The following is a 17,970-nucleotide window of genomic DNA, read 5'->3' on the forward strand; positions in this document are numbered from 1 at the left end:
TTATTTCCAATGTTTTATAAATATTAGATAATTATTTTATATTTAATTATTTATCTATTTGAAATTTAATTTTTCTTTAATAGCTTCAGACATTTCCATAGTACTTGATTTTCCATTTAAATCCCCAGTAACTATCTTTCCTTCAGATAAAACATCTAAAACAGCTTTGTCTAAAATATTGGCTTTTTCTTTTTCACCCAAATATTCAAGCATCATTATAGCAGATAATATCATAGCTGTTGGATTAGCTAAGCCTTTACCTGCAATATCTGGAGCAGAACCATGGACTGGTTCAAATAAAGCCCTTTCATCACCAATATTGGCAGAAGGTATAAGTCCAAGTCCTCCAACAAGCCCGGCACCTTCATCAGATAATATATCTCCAAAGAGATTGGTTGTAACAATAACATCAAAACTTTTAGGCCTTGTTAAAAGATACATTGCTGTTGCATCAACATAAAAATCTTCGGAATCAATGTTATAATCCTTATAATTTTTAGCTACTTCATAAAAAACTTCTTTAAACAACCCATCGGTTTTTTTCAAAACATTTGCTTTATGGACACCTGTAACTTTCTTTCTATTATTTTCTTTTGCATACTTAAATGCATAATCACATATACGTTCTGAAGCATCTCTTGTTATAATTCTTTTAGCTGCTGCACCATTAATGTTTCCTGATTCATCTTTTATATACTCTTCTTCTCCAATATACATGCCTTCAGTATTTTCTCTAACAATCATAAAATCAAGATCATTAAATATCGAATTGGTTCCAGGATATGATTTTACTGGCCTAAGATTTGCAAACAAATCCATTTCTTGACGAAGTCTAACTATCACATCAGCAGCTGTTTCACCAGCAGCTCCAAATAGACAAGCATCAGTTTTTTTCACAAGGTCTATTGTTTCTTGAGGGAGAGCTAAACCATTTTTTTCTTTACACTCGTCACCTGCTTCTCCAAATTTAAATTCAAAATCAATATCTAGTGCATTTAGAACGTTTAAAGTAGCTTCCATCACTTCTTTTCCAATTCCATCTCCAGGGATTACGGCAATTTTGTACATATTTATCACTAATTATAAAAATATTAATCTTTTTCTTTAAGATATGGTATTAAACCACCTTTTTCGAGAATTTCAAGCATAAATGGAGGTAATTTCTTAAATTTATATTCTTTTCCACTTTCTGAGATAATCAATCCATTTTCCATATCAATTTCTATCTCTTCCCCTTCTTTTAAAACTTTACTTATTCCAGGAGCTTCAAGAAGAGGAATTCCAACATTTGTTGCATTTCTATAAAATATTCTTGCAAAAGATTCAGCTATTACGGCTCCAACACCAACACCTTGAAGAGCTATTGGGGCATGTTCACGTGAAGAACCACATCCAAAATTTTTTCCAGCTACAATAAAATCTCCTTTGTTAATTTTAGTGCAAAAATCAGAGTCTAATCCTTCCATACAATGTTTAGCTAATTTATTTGGGTCTGTTACCACTAAATATCTTCCAGGAATTATTATGTCTGTATCAATGTCATCTCCAAATTTCCATACTTTTCCTTTCATTTTATCACTTCAAAATTATTCAGGACCCACAATTTTTCCTTTAATAGCTGATGCTGCAGCTACAGCTGCTGAAGATAAGTAAACTTCCCCTTCTGGACTACCTTGCCTTCCTTTGAAATTTCTGTTGGAAGTTGAAAGGCTTACTTCTCCAGGACCTATAAGTCCTACATGTCCACCAAGACAAGGACCACAGCAAGGATTACAAACTAATGCTCCAGAATTAACAAAAATGTTGATTAATCCTTCATCGAGTGCTTTAATATATACTTCTTTTGAAGCAGGAATAACAAGCATTCTGACTCCATTAGCTATCTTATTTCCTTTTAATATTTTAGCTGCTTGTCTAAGATCACTTATCCTTCCATTAGTACATGAACCTAGGAAAACTTGATCAATTTCAGTATCAACTTCACTCACTGGTTTTACATTATCTACATTATGGGGACAAGCTATTTGAGGCTCAAGGTCATTAACATCAATATCAACAACTTCAAGTGAAGGAGCATCTAAATCAGTTTTAAAAACTTCAAATTGTTTATTAGACCTTGATTTAACATAATTTAAAGTTTTTTTGTCTGGTTCCACAAGTCCAGTTTTTCCACCCATTTCAATAGCCATATTACAAAGAACCATTCTATCAGAAACAGTCATTTCAGATACAGTAGATCCAGCAAACTCGCATGCTTTGTAAGTTGCCCCATCTGCTCCAACTTTTCCTATTATGTTTAATATTACATCTTTAGCATAAACATTTTCTTTTAAAGTTCCCTCAATGTTAAATCTAATAGTTTCTGGGACTTTAAACCATAATTTTCCAGTTGAAAAGACCATAGCCATATCAGTAGACCCAATTCCAGTTGAAAAAGCACCTAATGCTCCATGAGTACAAGTATGAGAATCAGTTCCAACGATTACTTCTCCTGGAACAACATGACCAAGTTCTGGTAATATTTGATGACAAACGCCCTCGTTTACATCATAAAAATTTTTTATTCCTTGTTCTTTTACAAATTCTCTCATAATAATGTGATTGTTAGCTGCATCTAATGAATCTGCAGGTACTTGGTGATCAAAAGGGATTACAATTTTATTTGGATCCCATACTTTTTCAGTTCCTATTTTTTCAAATGATTCAACCGAAAGAGGTCCGGTTAAATCATGAGTCATAGCTACATCAATATTAGCCATAACTATCTCGCCAGCCTCAGATGAAGATTTATTAGAAGCTCTAGCTAATATTTTTTCAGACATTGTCATTGACATTTTCATAATTCTCCAAATAATACATTAAATAGTATAAATTATTTCTATTTTTATAATAAAATCTTTATAATAGCATCTTATTGTTAAGATATATCAAATATAAAAATTATTTTTAAATTTATCAAATATTAATATGTTTGATTAATAAATAAATATTTAATTAATAACTTAATATAGAATAATTATCATAGAATGTAATCATTTAATAATTTTAATATTATTTTATTAAAAAATAATCATTATTAATAATATAATTAATAAATTATTACAAATAATTACTATAGAAATTTAAATTCTAAATCATTATAAATAATTTATTATAATATTTTCAACTATGATAATATTATATGATTTTGATTAATAATAATATAGATATATTATGTGTCATATATTATAAATATAATAATGCTTTATAATTTATGAATTTTAACTTTTTATTTTATGGAGATTATATGTCCTTTAAAGAAGCTATTTTTAAAAGATTTAATTATAAAAAAAGAAATAGTTTTATTAAAATTAATATTGAAAAAATTTCTAATAATACTGTTTATTCAAATATGGATATAAGTAATGAGTTGGATGAATTTTTTATAAAAAAAAGTTCATATATTGAATATATAAATATTGGTAGAAAATTAAATCAAGTTCCTGAAGGAATACTCATAATACCTTTTTTATGTAATGTATTACCAATATCTTGGATGTTCGACTCGAAAATTATTATTAATGAACTTGATAAAACTTTCTACTATTCTATTGAGATAATTAAGAATAAATATTCTCTTTTATATCCTAAATGTGATTTTAAAGGTGAATTGATAGTAAAAAATATCGTTGATTATGAAATTGATAATAATGAAAATTATCTATCTTTTTTTAGCTTAGGAGTTGATTCTACAAGCACAGTTATTTCTAATATTGATAAAAATCTTACATTAGTTAATATTAGGGGATCAGACATTCCTTTAGAAGAAGAAAATGGCTGGAAATATATTAGCAAAAAAATATCTGATTTTTCAAATGAATTTGATTTAGATACGCTATTTATAAAGTCAGACTTTAGAAAACTTCTCAATACAGGAATTCTTTCAAAAAAATTCTCTGAAATTTTAGAAGATAATTGGTGGCATGGTTTACAACATGGTATGAGTATTATAAGTCATGCTATTCCTTATGCATATTTATATGATATTAATAATATATTAATTGCTAGTACATATTCTAAAAGTGAATCTAAACTATTAGGAATGGACGAAATCCCATGCGCCTCTTGTCCAAGTGTGGATAATGAGATTAAATTTGCAAAAAATGGAATTGTTTTTCATGATGGTGTAGAAAATTCAAGACAAGATAAAATTGGAATTATTACAAATTATTGTGACAATAATAATAAAAAGGATTTTTTGCATGTTTGCTGGGAAAAAACTGATGGAAAAAATTGCAATCTATGTGAAAAATGTTCTAGAACAATAATGGGAATATTATCTGAAAAAAAAGATCCAAATTTATATGGATTTAATGTAAATGATAAAACATTTGAAAATATTAAAAAAAATATTAATCTATTTTCTAAAAACAAATTTACAAATGTTTTATGGATAAGTATTCAAGAGAAATTTCTAGAAGATATTGAATATTGGAATGATGATAAAAATATCAATTGGTTTTTATATATAGATTTAAGTTTTAAATAATAAATTTAAAATTTTATATTTTTATGGATTCCTAATGGTATTTATTAATAAAAGGAGCTGATAATATTAAGTTTGGATTGCTTAAATATGATTATACTAGAAATTTAGGAGATCAAATTCAAAGTATTGCGGCTAATAAGTTTATACCTCATATAGATCATTTTATTGATAGAGCAGAATTAAGTAATTTTTGTTCTGATGAAAAAGTTAAAACAATACTAAATGCATGGTATTTTCACTATGAATCAACTTGGCCGCCATCAAATTCTATAGACCCATTAATAACTTCAATCCATATTAATTTAAACGATGAAAAAGTTATAAATTCTTTTACTTCAGATGAAAGTATTGAATATATGAAAAAGAATGGCCCAATCGGTGCTAGAGATATTTCTACATTAAATTTTTTAAATGAAAACAAAATTCCCTCTTATTTTTCAGGTTGCTTAACTCTTACACTTGATAAAAACCCTAAAGTTAAAAATCAAGATTATATTGTTACTTCAGATGTGCCAAAAGAAATTATAACATTTTTAAAATCCAAAACAAATAAAAAAATTTATAATGTCACACAAATGGCACCTTTAAATATTGAAAAACCCCAAGAATCTAATATATCTCTATATAACTCAAAAGAAAAATTTATTTTGGCAAATAGTTTGCTAGATTTGTATCAAGGAGCCAGTTGTGTTATTACGAATAGACTTCATGTGGCATTACCCTGCTTAGCTTTTAATACACCTGTTTTATTAATAAATAATTATGAATACGATGTTGATAGATTTTCTGGGTTAAAAAATTTATTTTTAAATACCTCTTTAGAGGGATATATTTCAAATCATGATATATTTGATGTTAATGATCCTACTGAAAATAAAAAAGACTATTTAAAATTAAGAAAAGACTTAATAAATAAATGTAAAAGTTTTACAGGGTATACTTCAAATGAAAGAACAAGTTTTGATGGTGATTATAATTATTATACTTATCTAATATCTAAAATATCTAATAACATTAATAAAAATATAACTGGACATTTAAAACACACAATTATTGAAGATGATGTTAAATTAAAAAATAAAATAATTTATAAAAAAAGTAAAGTGATAAAAAAACAGAATGAAGAAATTAAAATGATAAAATCTTCTAAAAGTTGGAAAATTACTAAACCAATACGTTTTTTAAAGGATATTATTAAATAATCATTTGAAGTTTTTTATAAAATATGAAAGATGATTTATTGTTTTAATATTGAAATTTTTCACATAATGATATTTATTTTTGCATCTTTTTTAATAAATATAAAATACAATTATTTGTAGTAAATTATTCAAAAAAAAATATTAGTGATATTCTTTTACTTAATTATAATCAATAGATATAATAAGCTATATATTCATATTATATGATAATAGTTATATTTATAATTTAGTATTTAATAAAAAATAGATTCAAAACTCATAAGCTATTTTTTATAAATTTTATCCTATTATTATTAATTTTTTAGGTCTGTGGTTTATTGTGAGTGTTAAGGTTTCTGTTATTGTCCCTGTTTATAATGTTGAAAAATATCTTGAAGAATGTTTGGATAGCATTGTTAATCAAAGCTTAAAAGATATTGAAATTATTTGTGTTAATGATGGCTCAACGGATAATTCATTAAATATTTTAGAAAAATATTCAAAAAAAGATAATAGGATAAAAATAATAACAAAAGAAAATGGAGGATTAGGGCCAGCAAGAAAAAATGGATTAGATTGCTCATCTGGTGAATACATTTTTTTTGTTGATTCTGACGATTGGTTGTCATTGGATGCACTTGAAAATTTATATAATAACGCTAAAAATAATAATTCTGACATTGTTATCTTTAAATTTGCATTTGTTTATCAAAATAAATTAGAATATCCAAATATCCTTGAAAATTACTTAGATAATGATATCAATATCAACGATTTAAATTTAAATGATATCAAGCCATTTGTTATGAATAGTTACTTTGCTACTTGGTTGAAATTATTTAAACATGAGTTTATTAATAAATATGATGATTTTTATTTTAAAAAAATTTCATATGAAGATGTCCCATTTCATATTCAGACATTATTAAGGGCCGAAAAAATTTCATATTGCCCTGAAACTTTATATTTTTATAGAAAAGGATCTCCTGATTCAATATTAAGTAGTTCTGTGAATTCAATGAAGATTTTCGACATTTTCGACATTATCAATGATACTGAAGAATTTTTAGAAAAAAATGGTTTCATGGAATCATATAAATTTGAATTTAAACTTTTTAAGCTACAACAAATAAACTATTATCTTATGCGTTGTGGAAAAGAATTTCAAGAGGATTTTTTACATAGGTCTAAACTATCTATTTCACACTTAAATTTGAATTCTAAGGAAATTGATAAACTTCCTGAATATTATAGGGGGGTTTACAAAAATATAATACAATTTTCTTCTTATATTGAAGTTAAATTAGAGAATAAAATTCTAAAAATTAAAATAGAAAAAGAAAAAGAATTAAATAAGCAAATTGGACGCCATTGGAATGAATTACATAATTTTAAAAAAGAGTATAATGCTTTAAAAAAGAGGTGTAATCTGGAAATAGAAAAACAAAAGGTTAGTTATGAGTCTCATATTAACATTCTAAACAAATCTATTGATACAAAAAATAAGAAAATAAAGTCTAAAAATAAATTAATATTAGATATGAGGAGCTCAATAAGTTGGAAAATAACAAAACCTTTAAGATATATTAGAAATTTATTAAATGAAATATAATCTTTAACTTTATATTTTTATAATTTTTATATTAAATATATAAATAAATAATTAAAGCATGATACTCTATTAATTTATATTATAGAATCAATAGTTTTAAATATCCTCTTATACAATGTTAAATTGTTTATTTTAATAATTTCTTTGCAGTGATTTATATGAACGAAATATTTTTAATTTGCAATCGACTATATCTTGAATTAGGGGGTTTACCCAAGGTTGTTCTTAATAAAGCTAATAAATTTACTGAAATGGGTTATAAAGTAACTATTCTCACAATTGATTTAAATATGGATTATAAATATATTTCTAAAGAACTTAAAAAAAGAAATCAACTTTTGCCAGATATAAACTTTATTAATTTATATAATTTTTATGAAGATAAAAGTGTTAATTTTGGAAAAAGATTTTTATGTATATTTGAAAACTTTTTTAATAATATAAAATTACGAGAAATAGGTCTTCCTTTAAGAAAACATAAAAACGTTTTTGTTAAAAGATATTATGCATCTAATGGGTTCTGTTATTATATTGAATTATTTATTAAAAATAAACTAAGTTTTAGATTTTTGATTGACAGAGAAAAAAAGGAAATTTTCAAATTTGAAGATGAGGATGCTATTAACAAACATTTTTTTTTAGAGCTTGCTAATAGTTGTAAAGAAAAGCCGATTTTTATTTGTGAAGGGGCTGGCCCCACACCAAGAATATCTAATATTGATAAAAAAATTGCATATTTGATTTCTCAACTTCATTCTAATCCTTATATTGGAAAGAATCATGAATTTGGAGAAAAAATGAGGAAAATTGGAATATTAAATAAAATAGAAAATAATAATTTATTTGTTGTTCTAACGGAAACTCAAAGAAAAGATATTATTAAAGAATTTGGAAATATTAATAATATTATAATAATCCCAAATTCCATACCTGAGTCTAATTTAATCGGAGCTGAAAAAGATAATAATAAAATTTCATTATTTACTAGAATTTCTCCAGAAAAAAATGTATTGGAAGCTATAGATATATTTTATAAAGTTTTAAAGGAAAAACCCAATGCTATATTTGAAATATATGGTAGGGCTTCTAAAGAACTTCCTTCTGAAGTTAAAGAACTTAAAAAACTAAAAAAACATATAAAAAAATTAAACATGGAAAAAAATGTTTTTATAAAAGGTTATGTCAAAGATGTTAATAAGGCTATGGAAGAGTCTTTATTAACTATATTAACTTCAAAAAGAGAAGGATTTGGAATGGTGATAATTGAATCTATGTATAATGCAACCCCTGTTGTTTCTTATGATATTAATTATGGCCCTAGAGATATTATAGATCACGGGGTTGATGGTTATTTAGTTGAAAAAAATAATCAGGATGAAATGGCTAAATATATAATAGAACTATTAAATAACCCTGAAAAAGCTAAAAATATGGGTAAAAATGCAAGAGAGAAAGTTTCAAAAAAATATACAAGTGAAATTATATTTCCTCAATGGAAGGAATTATTTGAAAGTTTATTGTGAATATTTTTAATATTTATTAATTTATTTGTAGATGAATATTATGTTTAATTATGAATTTCCCAAAAATAGAATTTTTTATTTAAATCAATTAAGAGCATTAAAAATTATCGTTATTGGGGTAGTTTTCCTATCATCAATTATTTTAAGCAATCTATTTGCAAATTCTATTAATTTCTCTGTTTCTGATGTTTTTTATTCATTATGCATATTTTATGTTCCAGTTTTTTTAATTTTATTTGGAATTTTCTTGCTTAATAAAAAATATACTTTCTTAGACTTTATAAAAAAAAGGTTTCTAGAAGTTTTTCTAACTTTTTTATTCTGTTATTTCACATATGTCTTAATTTCTCTATCTTTATTAACTAATGGAGGATATTTTTCATCGATAGAATCGATTTTTAGAATTTTATCAGACTCTTACTCTGCAATTAAATGGATAACATTTATTCCACTTTTTTTTCTATCTTTAAGTTGTTTATTACCAGCTAATTTAAATAGAATAAGTTTCATGAAGAAATTTTTAGGGGTTCATTAACATATTGTATTTACATATTAAAACGGTGATTTAATGTATAAAATAAGTATTATCGTACCTGTTTATAATGTAGAACAGTTTTTAGATGTTGCATTAAATTCTATTAAAAAACAAACAATAGGATTTGAAAATTTACAAGTTATTTTTGTAAACGATTGTTCTGATGATTTTTCTGGAGTTATAATAGATGATTTTGCTAAAAAGTATGATAATATTATTTCAATTCATCTAGAAACAAACAGTGGTTATGCGGGAACACCTAGAAATGTAGGAATTAATTATGCAACTAGTGATTATATCATGTTTTTAGACCCAGATGATTATTATGTTAATAATGCCTGTGAGGTTTTATATGATGAAATAATTGAAACTGGCTCAGATATTGTTTTTGGAACATATAAACTTACAAAAGACTCTAATCATAAAATCCAAAAAAATACTTTTAAAAATATTGTTAGAGTCGAGAAAATAGATGAAGAGTTGAATCTTCTTAAATTATACCCTTCAATATGGACAAAAATTTATAATCGGAAATTTATAGTTGATAACAATATTAGATTTCTTGATGGGGTACCTGCACAAGATTTAGTTTTTGTTGTTAATTCATTTTTAAAAGCTAATGGAATAGTATATCTTCCTAATAATATAATAACTTGTTATAATTTTACTAGACAAAAAAATAATTGTTCAGTTTCTCATAATATTTCTAAAAAATATTTATTAGGATTAATAGATGCAAATACTGAACTTTACAATATCATTAAAAATGAAGATAATTTTGTAGAATTATTTTTAATACTTAGAGGGCATATTTCTCACATATTTAATCAATTAATGAAATCAAATTTAGATAAAAAGGATAAAATAGATATTCTAAATTATTTTGGTCCTTTGTGCTCTAATTTAAATGATATTGAGAATTATAGTTTGAATTCTATTTATTGGGAACCTGTTTTTACCAAAGTATCAGATAAAAAATTTGAAGAAGCCTTAGATATTTTGGATTTATTGATTCCAATACTTTATAAGGTTAATAAGCTAAATAATTCAATAAAATCTAAAAATAAACAGATAAAAAGGCTCAAATCCACGAAGTATTGGATTAAATATAAATTAAAAAAATTTTTACACAAATTGTTTTGATTTTTAAACTTGTTTGTTGTTATTTTATTTAAATTAAATAAACACTTTTTTGGCTTGGTTGATTTTTATGGATGATATAAAAGTTTCAGTAATTATTCCTGTTTATAATGTTGAAAAATATCTTGAAAAATGCTTAAGTACTGTTATAAATCAAACTCTCAAGGAAATTGAGATTATTTGTATTAATGATGGTTCTAGTGATAATTCATTTAATATTTTAGAAAAATATTCTGAAAAAGATAATAGAATTTTTATCATTAATAATAAAGAAAATAGGGGAGGAGGATTTTCAAGAAATGAAGGTTTGGAAATTGCAAAAGGAGAATATGTATCTTTCATCGATGCCGATGATTGGGTCGAAGAAGATATGCTTGAATATGTTTATAATGAATCTAAATCAAAAAATTTAGACTTAATATTATTCTTAGCTAAAAACTATGATGATATAAATGAAAGATTTTATGAAACTGATTATTATAATTTTAAATGTTTTGATAAATCATTTGATAATAGGGTATTTTGTCATGATGAAGCTAAGAATTTCATATTTCGTGTAGCTGTTAGTCCGTGGCTAAAATTGTACAAAAAGGATCTTCTAGATAAAAAAAATTTAAAGTTTCCTGAAGAACGTGTAATGCATGACAATCCTTTTTTTTACAATGTTTTTTTAAATGCCAATCGGATTAGTTTGATAAGAAAATATTTTTATTATAGGAGACGGCATAACGCTTCTTTGATTAATATGAGGCCTAAATGGCTATCACATATAGTACCAATATCTAATTTAGTAGTGGAGGCATTTAAAAATAATAATGCTTTTAATGAGTATAAGAATGCTGTAATTAATCGTAAAATCTTTTTAATTAGGGATGAATATAATAAAATGCCTGAAAAGTATCAAAAACTTTTTTTTAAAGAAATTGTAAGAGAATTCACTAATATTCATAAAAATCATGATAAAAATTTAGAATATGCTCTTAACTTAAATCAAAGAAATTTAATTTTTTATACAAATATATTAAATGCAGATTCATTTTCCGAATTTTTTATTTTAAATGAAATATCTAATCTAAAAATTGATTTAAATAATTTTAAGATAAAATTTAAATTATTAAAAAAAGAAAATAAATTTATTAAAAAAGAAAATAAAAATTTGAAATCTAAAATTGAAATAATTGAATCTTCCATTATTTGGAAAATATTAAAAAATATTAAGAAATCCATTAATTTTTTTAGAAAATGATTAAATTATATTCATTATAATTATGCTATATTCTAAAGATAAGAAAAATATTGGTATGACTTTACAATTATTAATCATTTTTTATTATAGTAACTGTACTTACTTTTTGATTATCTCTTAGTTTTATTAATTTTACCCCTTGTGTAACACGTTCACTAGTTTTGAATTGTTTTAATGGGGATCTTATTATAATTCCATCATTAGTGACGACAATGATGTCTTCATCACCATCAATTGACTTTATAGACACAATATTCCCTGTTTTAGGGGTTTTTCGCAATGCTTTAATTCCTTTTCCTCCCCTATGTGTTAAACGATATTTTTCAACATCTGTTTTTTTACCATAACCATTTTCTGTTACCACTAGAATTTTCTGACCTTTTTGAGTAATTTCACACCCAACAACAACTCCCTCATCCATTCTTATGCCTATTGAACCAGATGCATTTCTTCCAGCAACAGAGATCTCTTTTTCATCGAAATGGACAGATTTTCCATTTGAAGATGCAAGGAATATTCTATCATTGCCTTTTGTCTTTTTAACATTTATTAAAGAATCTCCGTCTTTTAGTTTAATGGCTATTTTACCAGTTTTTCTTATTTTGTCAAATTCTTTTAAAGCTGTTTTTTTGACCAAACCATTTTCTGTTGCGAATACACAATATTTAGATTTTTCTTCCTTACTAATTTTTAGTATACTTTTTACAGTTTCTTCTTCACCTAAAGGCAATAAATTTACAATAGGTAGTCCTTTTGATTGTCTAGAATAAATAGGGACTTCATAACCTTTTAAACGGTAAACTTTTCCTTTATTTGTGAAAAATAGGAGATAATCGTGGTTGCTCATGTTAATCATGTTCTCTACAGAATCATCTTCATTTGTAGACATGCCTTTAACACCAACACCTGCACGATTTTGTGTTTTATAGGTATCTTGTTTAATGCTTTTTACATATCCTTTAGTTGTCAATGTCACAATAATATCTTCTTCTGGAATTAAAGATTCATCTTCTATAAATTCGAGGGTAGATTTATCTATAATTGTTTTACGAGGGGTAGAAAATTGATTTTTTATTTCTAAGAGTTCTTCTCTGATAATATCTAAAACTTTATCTTCAGATTTTAAAATTTCTTTTAGTTCTTTAATTAATTTTAAAATTTTATCTAACTCATCACTGATTTTTTTTCTTTCTAATCCAGAAAGTCTACGAAGTTGCATATCTAAAATAGCTTTACTTTGTACTTCACTTAGGTTAAATTTTTCTTTAAAAATCTTTTTTATCTCATCCAAAGTTTCTTTTTCTTTGATAATTTTTATTATAGTGTCAATATTATCTAAAGCTATGTTTAAACCTTTTAAAATATGGGCTCTTTTTTCTGATTTCTCTAAATCAAAGTTAGTTCTTCTTATGATAATTGATTTTTGATATTGAACATAATAATTTATAATTTCAAGAAGATTCAGCCTTTGTGGCCTATTATTAACTAACATCAAGAGATTAATGCTATAATTTGTCTGTAATTGAGTTTTTTTATACAAATTGTTTAATAAAACATTTACATTGTATCCTTTTTTTACATCAATAACAATTCTTATTCCCTCTAATGTAGATTCATCATGTAGGTTTGTTATCCCTTGAATCTGTTTATCTCTTACTAATTCTGCTATTTTAGTTATTAAACTTGTTTTATTCAACTGATAAGGGATTTCTTTTATAATTAATTTAGATTTACCTTTTTTCTCTTCTATTTCGATTTTAGATTGTATTGTAATTGAACCTTTACCTGTTTCATAAGCCTTTTTAATTCCTTTATCTCCGAGAATAGAAGCTGCTGTTGGAAAATCTGGACCTTTAATATATTTTATTAATTCTAATGTTGTTATATTTGGATTATCAATAAATGCAACACAACCATCTATTACTTCTCCCAAATTATGTGGAGGAATATTAGTAGCCATACCTACAGCTATCCCCATACTCCCATTGACTAATATATTTGGAAATCTTGAAGGTAAAACAGTAGGTTCTCTTCTTTGCCCATCATAATTGTCTATAAAGTCAACTGTGCTTTTTTCAATGTTTCTTAACATCTCCATTGAAATTTTAGAAAGACGTGCTTCAGTATATCTGTAAGCACCTGCACCATCCCCATCAATAGAACCAAAATTTCCATGACCATCGATTAAAGTATTACTATAAGTGAAATCTTGTGCCATTCTAACCATTGACTCATAAATTGCAGAATCTCCGTGTGGATGGTAATGCCCCATAATTGCACCTACTGCATTAGCAGATTTTTGATGTTTTTTATTAGGAAGCATTCCTTCTTCATACATAGTATACAGAATACGTCTATGAACAGGTTTTAAACCATCTCTAACATCCGGTATGGCACGTGAAATAATAACACTCATAGAATAATCTAAAAATGAATTTTTCACTTCAGAAGATATATTTACTTTAGTTATTTTGTCAGTTGAATCGTCCATTTTATTCCTCATTATCCCCTATATTATATTTTATTTATTTGTTTCTTATAATTTTTATTAATTTTATTTTATTCCTTTATATCTGATAAACTCCACTAATAAAATCTAAAATTATTTATTTTTTAATAAATATCTAAATATCAAATATTATAATAAATATAAAATATTGTAAATATCAAACATTATAAAATATCAAACATCTAAATTTCTAACATTTAATGCATTTTCTTCAATAAATTTTCTTCTTGGAGCAACTTCTTCTCCCATCAATATTTGGAAAGTTTCATCAGCTAAAATAGCATCATCTAATTCAATTTTAAGAAGGTTTCTAGTTTTTAAGTCCATAGTAGTTTCTCTAAGTTCAATTGAATCCATTTCACCCAAACCTTTCATTCTACTTATTTCATATTTAGTTTTTTCACCTAAATTATTAACATATTCATCAAGTTCGGCCTGGTTTAAAACATATTTATTAGTTTTCCCATGACTTATTTTGAATAAAGGAGGTTGAGCTGCGTATATATGTCCATTTTCTACTAATGGTTTAAAATACCTGTAAAAAAAGGTTAAAAGGAGTGTTCTAATATGTGAACCATCAACATCTGCATCAGTCATAATTATGATTTTGTCATATCTAAGTTTATTAATATCAAATTCATCTCCAATGCCTGTACCAAAAGCAGTTATCAAACTTCTAATTTCTTCATTAGCTAAAACTTTATCAAGTCGTGATTTTTCAACATTTAATATTTTTCCACGAATTGGTAAGACTGCTTGTATTCTAGAGTCTCTACCTTGTTTAGCAGGACCTGCTGCAGAATTACCTTCCACAATAAAAATTTCTGTTTTTTCAACATCTTTACAGGAACAATCTACTAATTTTCCCCATTGAGTTGTAAGTTCTAATCCACCTTTTCTTCTTGTCAGTTCTCTTGCTTTTTTTGCAGCTATTCTTGATTTAGTAGCTGCCATGGATTTTTCAACAATTATTTTAGCTTCTTTTGGATTTTCTAACAAAAATTGCTTAAAACCATTTGAAAAGATTTTTGATGCAATTTTTTTAACTTCTGAATTACCTAATTTTGTTTTTGTTTGCCCTTCAAATTGAGGATTTGGATGTTTACAGGAAATTATCATTGTTAAACCTTCCCTAACATCTGGACCAATCATAGGCTCATCTTTTTCTTTTAAAATCTTTTTATCCTTAGCATATCTCTTTATTTCTTTTGTTAATGCTTGTTTTACTCCTTCTTCATGAGTTCCTCCCTCATGAGTGTTAATATTATTAACAAAAGAATATACTAATTCTGAGTATCCTTTATTGTACTGAAGTGCTACTTCAACGATCACATCATCTATTTTATCTTCTATATGGGCGATGGTTTTGTTTATAGGGGATCTGTTTTTATTTAGCATTTCAATATACTGTTTTATTCCACCATCATATAGAAATTCTTCTTGAATTTCTTCTGTTTTCCTTTTATCAGCTAAAATTATTTTTAAACCTTTATTTAAAAATGCTAATTCTCTTAAACGTGTTTTTAGAATGTCATAATCAAATTCTATTGTTTCAGTAAAAATTTCAGGGTCTGGTTTGAAAGTTACAGAGGTTCCAGTGATTTCTGGATCACAACTTCCAACCACTTTTAATTTTTCAATATCTTTTCCACCATTTCTAAAACTCATTGAATAGATGGACCCTTTTTGGCATACTTCAACTTTTAAAAAACTACTTAATGCATTAACAACACTAGCTCCAACTCCATGTAATCCTCCAGAAACTTTATATCCTCCTTCACCAAATTTACCTCCTGCATGTAAAATAGTAAACACGGTTTCAATAGTTGAAACTCCTGTTTTCGGATGGATACCTGTAGGTATTCCTCTTCCATTATCGATAACTGTAATAGAATTGTCTTCATTTATGGATACTTTTATAAGATCAGAAAAACCTGCTAATGCTTCATCAATACCATTATCTACAATTTCCCATGCTAAATGGTGAAGCCCACGGCTACTTGTTGATCCAATATACATTCCTGGACGTTTTCTAACAGCCTCTAATCCTTCTAATACTTTAATGTCTTCATCGTTGTAGTGTGTTTCATCTGTCATATTTTCTTCTTTAACCTTTATTTTTTTAAAATTTAAATATTATGAATTTAAATATTATGATTATATTAATTTTATTTATAAATTTTATTTATAAATTTTTTTTTTAAAAATTTGGAAATTTTTATTTATTTCAAAATTTTTTTATATTCCATAAATTTCCATAGTTTATAATTTCAATTTCATCTTTTTTAGATGTATTGGTTTTATTAATTTTGGAATTATTAGATATGATATTTTTTGTATCAAAAATAATAGGGTTTTTCATTTTTTCTTTGATTAAATCATAGTCTAAATTTTTATATTCTTCGTGGTCAGATAATATAATGGATATATCAGCATTTTGAATAGCTTCTTCAAAACTACAGTAGTTTTCATTTTCAACATGAGGATCATGAATAGCTATTTCAAAACCTTCTTTTTTTAATAAATCTATACATATCAAGGCAGGACTTTCTCTTGTATCTCCAGTATTTCCTTTATATGCAACTCCTAAAACAGCTATTTTGGCTTTTTCAACATTATTTATATTTTCTAAAATTTCTTTTGTTTTATCAACCACAAATTTAGGCATACTATTATTAGTATCTCTAGCTAATTTAATAATTTTTGCTTCTTCAGGAGCTAAGGAATAAATGAAATAAGGATCAATAGCTAGACAGTGCCCACCAACACCTGGTCCAGGACTATGTATGTTCACTCTTGGATGTTTGTTAGCTAATTCAATAACATCTAGTGCATTTACTCCTATTTTTGAGCATACTTTCGTTAATTCATTAGCTAATGCTATATTAACATCTCTAAATGTATTTTCCATACATTTAGACATTTCAGCAGTTTTAGCCTCTGTTTTCATTATTTTGCCTTTAACAAAAGTCTCATAAACTTGGGCTGATTTGTTAGAGCATTCTTCTGTTATTCCACCAACTATCCTGTCATTATTTATAAGCTCTTCCATTATTTTTCCTGGGAGAACTCTTTCAGGACAATGTGATAAGTATAAGTCTTTACCAATCTCAAAACCCGCACTTTCAAAAATAGGTTTTATAATTTCATCTGTTGACATTGGGGCTATTGTAGATTCAACAATAACAATATTTCCTTTTTCTAAATAAGGAACTATTGATTCACATGCAGAGATAACAAAACTTAAATCACAAGAAAGATCTTTTATATTGTTTGGAGTTGGAACTGTAATTATAAAGACATCACTTTTTTGAGGTTCTAAAGATGCATGATACTTTTTATTATCTATAGCTAGCTTTAATTTTTCTTTCAACCCTGGTTCTTCTATATGAATTTGACAACTGTTTAAACAATCAATAATTTTAGGGTTTATATCAACACCTATCACTTCACAGTTATTATCTGCAAACAAAACTGCTGTTGGAAGACCAATATACCCTTGACCAATTATACAGACTTTCATTATAATCACTAGCTAATTTTATATTATAGAATTAATTAAATTATTTAATAATCTTTTTTGATTTTAATTTAGATATATATTAGTTTTAATAGAAAATTTATATAAATCAATAAGATTTCAATAGTTTAATTTTTTAATTGTTTTTTCATATATTAAAAAGAAAATTACTTTTA

General features: G+C 25.6%; 13 protein-coding genes. 7 read left to right on the forward strand and 6 right to left on the reverse strand.

All coding sequences use genetic code 11. The features are described from left to right. Positions 1–54: 54 nt before the first annotated feature. The 3 genes from Q0087_RS07105 to hacA are packed head-to-tail and all read right to left on the reverse strand — an operon-like array spanning position 55 to position 2,834. Positions 55–1,068 (reverse strand): isocitrate/isopropylmalate family dehydrogenase, encoded by a 1,014-nt coding sequence (locus tag Q0087_RS07105; protein ID WP_297898989.1) that lies wholly within the window; start codon positions 1,066–1,068, stop codon positions 55–57. Positions 1,069–1,091: 23 nt separating this feature from the next. Beyond that, the gene (locus Q0087_RS07110) at positions 1,092–1,571 is read right to left on the reverse strand and encodes a 3-isopropylmalate dehydratase small subunit (RefSeq protein ID WP_297898990.1); all 480 of its coding nucleotides are present in this window, start codon (positions 1,569–1,571) and stop codon (positions 1,092–1,094) included. 15 nt (positions 1,572–1,586) lie between these two features. After that, positions 1,587–2,834, reverse strand: coding sequence for a homoaconitase large subunit (gene hacA / locus Q0087_RS07115; protein WP_297899033.1), 1,248 nt, complete (start codon positions 2,832–2,834; stop codon positions 1,587–1,589). Positions 2,835–3,286: 452 nt separating this feature from the next. Between hacA and Q0087_RS07120 the strand changes: the two genes are divergently transcribed. The 7 genes from Q0087_RS07120 to Q0087_RS07150 all read left to right on the forward strand — a co-directional run bounded on the left by Q0087_RS07120 (position 3,287) and on the right by Q0087_RS07150 (position 11,765). After that, positions 3,287–4,528: a hypothetical protein gene (locus Q0087_RS07120; RefSeq protein WP_297898991.1), complete on the forward strand. Its 1,242-nt coding sequence runs from the start codon at positions 3,287–3,289 to the stop codon at positions 4,526–4,528. A 77-nt stretch (positions 4,529–4,605) separates the two neighbouring features. After that, positions 4,606–5,730, forward strand: coding sequence for a polysaccharide pyruvyl transferase family protein (locus Q0087_RS07125; protein WP_297898994.1), 1,125 nt, complete (start codon positions 4,606–4,608; stop codon positions 5,728–5,730). A gap of 319 nt (positions 5,731–6,049) precedes the next feature. Continuing rightward, complete coding sequence (locus tag Q0087_RS07130; RefSeq protein WP_297898995.1) at positions 6,050–7,321, forward strand: glycosyltransferase family 2 protein; 1,272 nt, start codon at positions 6,050–6,052, stop codon at positions 7,319–7,321. Between the two features lie 158 nt (positions 7,322–7,479). Continuing rightward, on the forward strand, positions 7,480–8,844 hold the full coding sequence (locus Q0087_RS07135) for a glycosyltransferase (RefSeq protein ID WP_297898996.1): 1,365 nt from the start codon (positions 7,480–7,482) through the stop codon (positions 8,842–8,844). A gap of 40 nt (positions 8,845–8,884) precedes the next feature. Then, positions 8,885–9,379, forward strand: a complete 495-nt coding sequence (locus tag Q0087_RS07140) for a hypothetical protein (RefSeq protein ID WP_297898998.1) — start codon at positions 8,885–8,887, stop codon at positions 9,377–9,379. Positions 9,380–9,412: 33 nt separating this feature from the next. Further along, the gene (locus Q0087_RS07145) at positions 9,413–10,522 is read left to right on the forward strand and encodes a glycosyltransferase family 2 protein (protein WP_297899000.1); all 1,110 of its coding nucleotides are present in this window, start codon (positions 9,413–9,415) and stop codon (positions 10,520–10,522) included. Positions 10,523–10,589: 67 nt separating this feature from the next. After that, on the forward strand, positions 10,590–11,765 hold the full coding sequence (locus Q0087_RS07150; RefSeq protein ID WP_297899001.1) for a glycosyltransferase: 1,176 nt from the start codon (positions 10,590–10,592) through the stop codon (positions 11,763–11,765). A gap of 70 nt (positions 11,766–11,835) precedes the next feature. Here Q0087_RS07150 and gyrA read toward each other — a convergent pair whose 3' ends face one another. The 3 genes from gyrA to Q0087_RS07165 all read right to left on the reverse strand — a co-directional run bounded on the left by gyrA (position 11,836) and on the right by Q0087_RS07165 (position 17,797). Next, on the reverse strand, positions 11,836–14,268 hold the full coding sequence (gene gyrA / locus Q0087_RS07155; protein WP_297899002.1) for a DNA gyrase subunit A: 2,433 nt from the start codon (positions 14,266–14,268) through the stop codon (positions 11,836–11,838). Between the two features lie 180 nt (positions 14,269–14,448). After that, a complete protein-coding gene (gene gyrB, locus Q0087_RS07160; RefSeq protein WP_297899003.1) occupies positions 14,449–16,371 on the reverse strand; it encodes a DNA topoisomerase (ATP-hydrolyzing) subunit B in 1,923 nt (640 codons plus the stop codon). A gap of 130 nt (positions 16,372–16,501) precedes the next feature. Beyond that, a complete protein-coding gene (locus Q0087_RS07165) occupies positions 16,502–17,797 on the reverse strand; it encodes a nucleotide sugar dehydrogenase (RefSeq protein ID WP_297899004.1) in 1,296 nt (431 codons plus the stop codon). Between the last annotated feature and the right edge of the window lie 173 nt (positions 17,798–17,970).

This window comes from uncultured Methanobrevibacter sp. (assembly GCF_937881195.1).
Taxonomy (GTDB): Archaea; Methanobacteriota; Methanobacteria; order Methanobacteriales; family Methanobacteriaceae; genus Methanobinarius.

Excerpts from the sequence above, each read along its gene's own strand:
- Q0087_RS07165 (WP_297899004.1), bottom strand. The coding sequence starts at position 17,797 with ATGAAAGTCTGTATAATTGGTCAAGGGTATATTGGTCTTCCAACAGCA.
- Q0087_RS07150 (WP_297899001.1), top strand. The coding sequence starts at position 10,590 with ATGGATGATATAAAAGTTTCAGTAATTATTCCTGTTTATAATGTTGAA.
- Q0087_RS07120 (WP_297898991.1), top strand. The coding sequence starts at position 3,287 with ATGTCCTTTAAAGAAGCTATTTTTAAAAGATTTAATTATAAAAAAAGA.
- hacA (WP_297899033.1), bottom strand. The coding sequence starts at position 2,834 with ATGTCAATGACAATGTCTGAAAAAATATTAGCTAGAGCTTCTAATAAA.
- Q0087_RS07105 (WP_297898989.1), bottom strand. The coding sequence starts at position 1,068 with ATGTACAAAATTGCCGTAATCCCTGGAGATGGAATTGGAAAAGAAGTG.
- Q0087_RS07135 (WP_297898996.1), top strand. The coding sequence starts at position 7,480 with ATGAACGAAATATTTTTAATTTGCAATCGACTATATCTTGAATTAGGG.
- gyrB (WP_297899003.1), bottom strand. The coding sequence starts at position 16,371 with ATGACAGATGAAACACACTACAACGATGAAGACATTAAAGTATTAGAA.
- Q0087_RS07145 (WP_297899000.1), top strand. The coding sequence starts at position 9,413 with ATGTATAAAATAAGTATTATCGTACCTGTTTATAATGTAGAACAGTTT.
- gyrA (WP_297899002.1), bottom strand. The coding sequence starts at position 14,268 with ATGAGGAATAAAATGGACGATTCAACTGACAAAATAACTAAAGTAAAT.
- Q0087_RS07110 (WP_297898990.1), bottom strand. The coding sequence starts at position 1,571 with ATGAAAGGAAAAGTATGGAAATTTGGAGATGACATTGATACAGACATA.
- Q0087_RS07140 (WP_297898998.1), top strand. The coding sequence starts at position 8,885 with ATGTTTAATTATGAATTTCCCAAAAATAGAATTTTTTATTTAAATCAA.